This window comes from Candidatus Omnitrophota bacterium (genome assembly GCA_016929445.1).
Taxonomy (GTDB): domain Bacteria; phylum Omnitrophota; class Gorgyraeia; order JAFGIU01; family JAFGIU01; genus JAFGIU01.
The window spans coordinates 1-8,927 of the sequence record JAFGIU010000083.1; the positions used below are offsets into that span (position 1 = coordinate 1).

The window sequence follows — 8,927 nt, forward strand, 5'->3', positions numbered from 1 at the left end:
CCCGGCAGAAATAAGGGGACGGACGCACCCTCCCAAAACTTCACAATCCGGACAGAAAATCCCTCGGCCCGGGCCACATCTTCCCAAAAACCCAGGCCTTCGCATTCAATGTGTTGAAAAACGAGCAGAGTCGGCATGGCTGTCATTTTGAGTGAGGCGAAGAATCTGTGTCAACCACCTGGGCCCTAGGGGACGGACCTCGTGTAACTCCATGCAATGACGGAGGTAGGCGAGAACCGTCCCTGGGTTTAGAGCGCTTCGGCAAGGGCATCGGCTGCAAAGGCCCCGGCGGCAGCCCTCATCGCCAGAGGCTCGCCTTCCAACGGGGCTGAGGCCGGAGGAGTCCATGGATCAATACCCTCCTCTGTGATGACCGGAAGAGGACAGGCCCTCTGCGCCAGGATCGCACCGGCTCCGCTCACCAGCTCAAAGCGCAACACAGAAGGCAACGTCTGCATATTCGAAGGCAACCCAAAACGCTCCTGCACTGACGCAAGAGGCTGATTCCAGAGCAAGCGGGAGCCGGCCCAGCAGCGCAACCGAAGACCGTAGAAACGAGCTCCCCAGTATGGATCCAAATCGCCCACTGCAGAGCGCAGTTCCTGGGAATTGGGCACACTAATCCTCCTCTCCGCAGGGCGGCGCACTCGAAGCAGATCGAGGGCCTCCACAAACCCCGGCCGTCCCTGCGCCGCGCCAGTCACCTCGAATTCACCGCGAAGCGATCGCGTCAACTCCACGGTGCGGCCGTCTGAAGCGACCCACTGCAACGTAATTTCCCGAGCGTTGTCCGGAACAAGCCCCATTTCCAGAGCGCCGTCGATCTTGCTCAAGAGAGCTTGCAGGTCCTGATCGACCAAAAGCAGCCCGCCGGCAAAAACCCGCATACGTGAATTCCGCAAGATCTCGCCGGGAATGCTTTGGGCAGAGGGCAGTTGAAGCCGCAGCCCCCCTTCCTCCCTCCATTCCACCTGGATACCCTCGAGGATCTCGAGCTCCGGCAGCTTCTTGCGGATCTGGCTTGTCAACGCAGCCACAGCAGGAGAGGAGGACTTTTGCCGGGGCCGCTCCACATTGCGGGCCGGTCTCTGGGTTTCGAAATCGCTTATTTCCCGGGCCGCAACCAACGTTTCAGGGCCGTTTGCAACGACCAACCTCAATTCCACTGTATGAGACACACCCTCTTGCGAACTCGGTGCGCCATTCGTTAGAAGCGAAATCTCAAGAGCCGGAGACCTTTCCATGTAGCGGTCCATCCGACTGTTTTTCACCCGCTCTCCATCCACCCACACTTGCAGGTTCAACCCCGCGTAGTCGTCCGGCGCCGCGCTCTCCAATTCATCTCCCACTCCCCGGATAATCAAACGATTGCGAACCATCTCGGCCTGAACCCTGTCGAATACCTTATCAATATCCCCAGGCCATGACGGCCCGCCGCCCTGGCCGCTCAATCCCATCACCTCAAGACAATGGAGCCCTGGATGCACTGAATCCGGCGGAAGGCTCAAGGCCTCAGCGGCCCGCGCGACAAATTCCCGGGCTGACACGGTTCGCTCGGGCTGATTACTCATTCCCAGGGCCACCAGCCTTTGCGCCACGGCCAATCCCACGCGAGAGCGCATCACGCTCTCGTCTTCTTGTAAGCGCTGGAAGAGAACCCCCAGCATCCCCTCCATGCCGTGCGGCGAGAGAACCGCCGAAGCGCGCCTCAATAACTCCAAATCGTCTCCGGCATCCCCGCCTTCCTCTGGGTATGCCTCAAGAATGGCCCCGAGTACCGGATTGCCTGTGAGCCCGGTGTAGGCTTCGAGCATCGCACGCGAACCCAACGCAACAGCTAAACCGTCCACTTCCGTATCCGGCATATAGAAGGTGATCTTGCGCTCAATACCCTCCATGACCCCCTGCCTGGGTTCGATCACCCGCGATGCCCACACCGCGCCCTGCGCGTCCACGCAGTCAACACGCACCTCTGCCGAGGAGTGGAGTTGGCCCGGGTCCAACTCAACGGAGCGCGCTGCGACGTCAGCCTCCTCCAGACCAATCTCCTCAATAAACGCACCGCCCACATAGATGCGGAAGGCCGCCAAATCAGCCGGGAGCTCCAAAGAAGTATGTCCAGCGAATCTCTGAGCAAGCAGCCCCCTTCCCGGAAGATTCTTGATCTCGAGCCTCCTGTCCGCGCCCGCGCTCCACAACACATTCGTAAGAGCCTGAGTCAGAACCACCGACGTCAGGATGTCTCGCTTGTCGCGCACGTTGCCGGCAAATACCGGAGCCGCATCCGTGGTCTGTGCTGAAGCAGGCCGGAGCACACCGGCAACCCTCACTTCAGGATGCCAATCATCCTGGAAAGCCACTTCCAATCTCGTTCCAACCGTCACAGGTCCGGCATAAATTTCCTTTCCGGGAGAAGTCTCCTCATAAAAGGCGGACATACCCGTTCCATAAGCAACGGATTTTCCCCCGACACGGATGGCCCAACTCATCTTTCTCCCAAAAAATTGCCCCATCTGCCCCTCCAGACCCGGAATGGAAATCCAGATCCGATGGTTGGACAGAACCTGCGCGGAAATACCTTGAAGCAGCTCGCGCATTCCAGGATCATCGCCCTCCGGCTCGCCAAAGACTACTGCCAATTCGCCTGTTGTCGCGGACGCGCTTTCGCTGCTCGCTGCAGCCTCTTCGCGCCCGGACTGGAACACGGCTTTCACCACGACAGGTTCGTCTCCGTAATGGCGGTAGAGTTCAATAGTGACCGTGCTGCCCTCATGGGCGCGGTCGCCTCCCATCCAAACGCTCAGCCTACCGTTCTCAAACAGGCCCGCAAACGAACCATTGGCCACGCTGTCGCCATTGATCTTAACCTCACAGGAGAGTCCCGACGGATCGCCCCTGCCCTCTCCCTCCAGCGCAGGCAGCACCAGCACCATTCTGCCGTCCTCCCCCCACTCCGCACTCATCTCAGAAAGCATCGACCGAAGCTCCGCGTCTTCGGGACCCGTGGGCTCACTAAAGACTACGCTGAAACCACTCAAATCCGCAGCGGACGCAGGCTCCTCCCAAACCGGCTCAGGTTCTGAGGTTTGCGCCATAGGCTCGAACTCGTACTGCCCATCCGCGAGTGTTGCTTCCGCAGTAGCGACTGTCTCTTTATCCCGATTCTTAAGCACCAGAGTGATTCGCTCCGGAGCCTCTCTCCCTTCTAAGGGAACCCAAACGTTCCCATAATCAAGCAGCGCATACTCCAGCCAGGTGCCGTATCTTGGCTTCCCATCCATAAGCACATGGACTTGGTAACTGCTAAACTGGCTTGAGTCCTCCTGTGCAGCAGGCACCAGTGCTCTCATGGCAAGAACCAGGTCCTCGCCCTCAATGCGGGCTGAGGCGCCGTCAAAGGCGTGGACGGGATCTGTCTCAATCTCTTCGGGAGCAGAAGGCTGCGGTTGACCGGAGTCCGCAGAGACCCCCTGCCGCGCTTCAGACAAACTACTGTCTGGGACTCCAGGCGGCGCTGTACTCCCTTCCTCAACCGTTTCCTGCTCCTCCACTTTGACGCTAGAAATGCCCTGGCCCACGCGACCCTCGGCCACAAAAGTGAACTTGCCCGGGCGGTCTCTAAAAGTGACATTCCTGAGTGTCAACGTATATGGCCGTTTGCTGGGCGATCCCATGGAAATATCGATCTCCCCCTTGTGGCTCCCACTCAGGGTATCAAGTGTCATACCTGGGCCTGCTTCGCGTCCGACCCGCACACTCACCGTCCCTCCGGTAATGCTGCCTTTTTGATTAAATCTTCTATGGTAGACTTGTTGGCTCAACTGGCGTAAGTCTATGGCAAACCCAAGCCGATCAATTTTTGTCTCTTTTAATCCTTCCAGTATTTCCTGGACTTGAGCAAGGATATCCGCTCCGCCGCCCTGGCCCCCGAGCAGATCCGCGTCACCGGGTGAAAGACTCCGGACGGCCTGCCTGTGCGCCTCATGGATCCTCAACCCGCCGGTCTCCTCAATCCGGATCACCACCTCCTGGTTAATCTCATTTCCAGTAGCCGGCCAGGGAATTCGAAGCGGCTGGGTAAGTTCCGGAGCCACCTTGATGTTCTGCGTAAGTGCGGGTTTGCCGTCCAGCTCCACCACCAGCGTGTAGATCCCTTCAGGAACCCCACGCGCAAAACCGGAAAGCGGAGGCGCCGTGAGCAAAAGCACAGGTTCTTGTTGCCCGACACCAGGCACGAGACCCACGCGCACTCCGCCGGTCCATCGATCCCACTCGTCCTGTTCGCGGAGAGACACCACCCGCCTAAGTCCTTCGGGCCCCCCAGCGAGGCGGTGCGCCTGAGGCAGCCGTCTCCTCATCCATCCATCCCAAATCGTGAGTTCAAGAGTCTGATTCTGTATGCTTTCCGGCAACTCCTCCAGCGGAATCCTCAGCTCTGTAGAGGCGCCGGGTACCTTCGCAGACCAGGCGATTCGCCGCATGTCGACAATAGTCCTTCCCTCCTTAACCGCCAATGCGGGTGTGGACAGCTCGACTTGGCCTGCTAAATACAAGAGAGTGATGTTGGGTCTTGAGGACACAAGGCGTTCGGCGTCATCCACAGACACCGCATCTGTGAGAGTGATCCCATCCAATTCCCGGGCCATCTCAATCTGATCCTTAGATAGCCCCCATTCCGCAATATTCTGCTCTCCCGCCTTGAGAACCAGATGCTTCTGCGCATTGCCGCGGCGCGCCCACTTTTCGTTGTGAACAGGAGAAGAATCCGTGCCGGACGATGGACTGACCTCAGCCTGCAACGGCTTCAAATCTTCCACCGCAAGCGTAAGCCGCTTCCCGGCCAAGTCCTTCACCTCAATGCCTTGATGTTCCCTCATGGAATCAAATGCAAGTCCAGCTCGGATCTCTTTGGGGGCGGCCAACCCAATCTGCTGATCGCCCGCATAAACAACAAGAGGGTAGGCGGAAGCTGCTGTGGTCTGTTCCCCCGGTGGAAGAGGAACATCAGCCAAGGAAATCACCAGCACCGGGTTTAGAGGATCGCTTCTATCCAAGGAAAAGTGGTGGAGCCCGGCCAGCCAGGCGCCCCAAAGTCTTGCCTGGTGCATGGCCGCGATTGTACTGTCTTGCAAATACCCTCCTCCTCCTCCTTCTCCTTGACCATTCGGCATACTCAAGGCCTCCGGAAACATTAGACCCGCGGGCATCGCAATTGCCGGCCGGCCGCCGGAGTAAAGGTGCTGTAAGATGGGGACTTGTTCGTTGGCAATCAGTTGGGTCGGGTTGCCATTCGGAAGTGATATGCCGAACTGTGCGTACAGGGCCTTGGCAACGGAGTCATTCCCGTCGACTTGAACCGGAAGCCGGCCCGACTGCTGGAGTTGCTCAAACGCTTTCACAAGTTCCTGATGAAACGGAGTCAGGGACGCAACGTCTTGCTGAAACACATTCTCCAGCAAATAGACGGCCCCGGCCAATTGAGCCATCAATTCATTGGCCGCTTGGTTGCGCAGTTCCGAAAGACGCGCTTCTTGCGCACTGCCAAAACGGCTGCGATCCCAGTTCGCAGGTTCAGGGATATCCCATTTCAACCGCACTAAAAGGTCTTCAAGCATTTCTTCTTGGGATGCATTGCGCACTGCGCCAATATCGGACGGCACCAAGACCGAGTTCCAATCCATTTTCTTTGCGCGCGCCAAGAGAAGCCCCAGCAGGGACACGCCGAACTCGGGAGACATAGCCTGAATCATTCGTTCAGCCAGCACCTCATAGGCTTTGGGGTTGTCGTTTTCGGAAGCGCGCGCAGCCCGGTGCGTGTATTCATGCACACGCCGGTAATCATCAAAAGTGGTAATTTCATTTGCTCCAGTTTGCTGCAGCCGCGATGCATACCAAAGCTCGGGCCAGGCTGTCTCCGAATCCAAAAGGATTTGCCCGTCTGCCCTATGCAAAGCGCTGGCTGAAGTGTGTATCACCTGAGCCCGGTCCCGAGGATCCGAGGCCATCCGGGAAGGCCGGGCATCGGACACATAGGTTCTAACGAGATGCGTATTCTTATCGTAATGAATGTGGAGACTGAGCACCCCGTCATCCACAAGGCCGCTCTGCGTGAGGACCACAAGTATCTGCTGCGCATCTTCAACGGACTCATCATCCACCACGATAGATTCCATAGATTTCACAAGGCTGCGGGCTACTTCCTCCTGTAATCCATGACTCTTCAGCAATTCCACAAACTGGGGTTTGGCAGTTTCAAAGCCGGCCAATGCCTGCCTGAGCTCCTGCAACGTGCCTCCTTCCCTTAGAAACTCGCGCACCACTGCTGCTTGGATATCGTGTTTGCGCTGCACATCGCCGGGCCTCAAAAGAACGCGGGAAGTGGCCAGAGAAAGGCGGTAGGCGTCCCGTTGCAGCAATCGCTCATAGCGTTCCTGATCGTGCGGCTGCGTCACCTGAGGGGCGATAACCGCAACCGAGATGTTCTTTTCTTTAAGCGCCTCCACAATACCGCCCGTGTGGTATCCGCCCGTCACCAGGATGGCCGTCTTCTTGCCGGTTTGCTTCATCATTTCGAGTGTGTTGTTAAGAAGCGCCTCGTCGCGTTGGTGCGCGAGGTTGTAGAAGGAATGAATGGCGGGGAGAAGGCGGGCAACGTCATCCCGAGCAAAGCGAAGGGATCTTTGCCCCACAAAGATTGCTTCGTCGCTATCGCTCCTCGCAATGACGGACTCGCTTGCACTCGCAATGACGGTAGGGAATCGGCTCGCAATGACAGGTGCGGCTTCGCTCCCAATGACCGACTCTGCCTCCTGAAACGCCTGATATTCCTCTCGCGAGGCTTTCACTGAAAACACTTTGTGCAGAAGGGCAGCGTATTCTGCGGTTCTGTAAAGCGCCTTTTCCTGCTCTGTGGTGGCCAGCACTTCGAAGGCTTGTTCTTCCGCTGCTTTGAGTTCTTTGGACATTTCGCGGGAATCGATTTGCTGAGAAAGCGTCAGATACTCCATCAACTGCTTCAAAAAGGCCTCGGATTTGCGTTGCTCCTCGGTGGTGTTCTTGAGGTCGAGGGTGGATTCCAGTCCGGAGAGTTGGAGGAGGCGGTGGAGATTCGGAAATGCGCTGTCATCCTGAGCAAAGCGAAGGGATCTTTGTCCCACAGAGATTGCTTCGTCGCTATCGCTCCTCGCAATGACGGACTCGCTTGCACTCGCAATGACGGCTTGCACATACGCCAACAACGGGACTTGGCCGCCTTCATACCCCTGCTTCTTCGCATCCAGCTCCAGCAAGGCTCCGGAATAAACCTGCGCCTTCTGCGCATTGAGCTCTTCTTGCCAACGCTCAATACTTGCTTTAGCTTCCTGCATCTCCGGCCCCAAAATGGCCTTGTATTGCTTCCCCTGCTCCAGATAAAGCCCGCGGTCCTCCACTCCCCAAATCAACACTTCGGGGTGCGTGGTCATGGCCAGATATTCTTCAGCCACGAGCTCACCGGCCTCCACAAACTCTTGCGCCACGCGCTCGCGAACCTCGAATTGCGGAGGAAACGCCGAAAGCCACCCGGGATGAACCCAGCCTTCGGCGCCTTCGGAGCAAATAAGGTCTGCCCCGTACTGTTCAACCAGATATTTGAGGATGTTCGCGGAATTGAGTTGGGCTTCCCCGTGGGTGTGAAGGTCCTGGATGTGGATGATTCGGAGATCGCTGCCGCCGATGTGGGCTTCGAGAATGCGTCCGGCTTCGGGAGGGATTTGAAGATCTTCAAGGCTTTCGAGACTGCCCGGCTCAAAAGCCTCATTGACCGCTTCGGGCTGAACTCCTTTGCCCAACAGCGGTCCTGAAACCACTGGAAGGGCCCAGCTAAACCCTATATTCGTGAACAAAAAGACCTGAGCAACAAGAATTCCCACAAGGCAACGGCATCGGTTCATGGCACTCCACCCTTAATGCGTTCTGTTGTTCGAGATAGGGGACGTATCTCCTTCGGAGCTGCGCCCCTCAGTCCGGAATTAGATCGGAGGTGAGAAATAACTTAATAGATAGATGTATTAAGTATAACAGATCAAGCAGATTTGAATCAACTTGTTTCACGCCCGTTCCACGGTGCCAGGCACTGGTGCCAGGCACTGGTGCCTGACACCGGGCAAAATCAGAGGTATTGACCCAAAAGGCGGGAGACCTCAGCAGCCCTCTCCACCGCAGACCGCGTGGTCTCAATCATCTCCATGACAGCCCCGCTGGCCGGGCTCCATTCAGCCGGCTCCTCCCAACACACCTCTCCCTTCCCGGAATCGATTGTTCCCTTCAAAGTCATCACGGCCCGGTCGGTATCCTCATCGGTCACCGACAGAAATACGCGCTTCTGCGCATCCCCGCCATTAAACGGAATCCGCTCCCAGATCGATTGGAGCGTCTGGCTGTCTTCCATCCAAAGCATGCGCGGAGGCAGCTCAAGCCGGCTCAGAACATTGCCAACCCCATCGTGCAAGACCAGCGAATAGTGTTCGGTTGCTTTGAGCAGTGCCGGCGAAGGGAGAATCAGGTTTGAGAATTGGACTTCCTTTGTTCCAACCCGGACACGTGCAGCCCGGAGAGTGCTCTCCCACACATAAGCCTCCAACTCCTCATCCGACAAGACATGGATAGCACCGTCTTCGTCTATATGCGCATAGAGAACCGCCACAGGCCCGGCGTGCTCTGTGTACTCATTACCTGGCAAGGTCCAGTAGTGGTGCAGCTCCAATTCGAAGCGGACCAGACCCTCGCGGAACCCAGCCTCCCGCCGGAGCTCGAGACGCGCGACTTCGGAATACCCCGGGAGTTCGCGCTCGGACAAGAGCACCGGACGGCTCTTCTTCATTCGGATCGGGAGTGGGAGAGGAGAACCCCCTCCCTTGAGAATAAGCCTCCCCTCTGCGTCAATCCTC

At 57.5% G+C, this 8,927-nt stretch carries 2 protein-coding genes; both read right to left on the reverse strand.

Annotated features, from left to right (window positions below; genetic code table 11):
* Window positions 1-248: 248 nt before the first annotated feature.
* A complete protein-coding gene (locus tag JW937_06970; GenBank protein ID MBN1587152.1) occupies window positions 249-7,931 on the reverse strand; it encodes a hypothetical protein in 7,683 nt (2,560 codons plus the stop codon).
* A gap of 218 nt (window positions 7,932-8,149) precedes the next feature.
* Window positions 8,150-8,927: hypothetical protein (locus tag JW937_06975; protein MBN1587153.1), on the reverse strand; the 778-nt coding region annotated here is incomplete at its 5' end.

Bases quoted from the DNA above. Each gene is read 5' to 3' on its own strand.
- JW937_06970 (MBN1587152.1), bottom strand. From the start codon at position 7,931: ATGAACCGATGCCGTTGCCTTGTGGGAATTCTTGTTGCTCAGGTCTTT.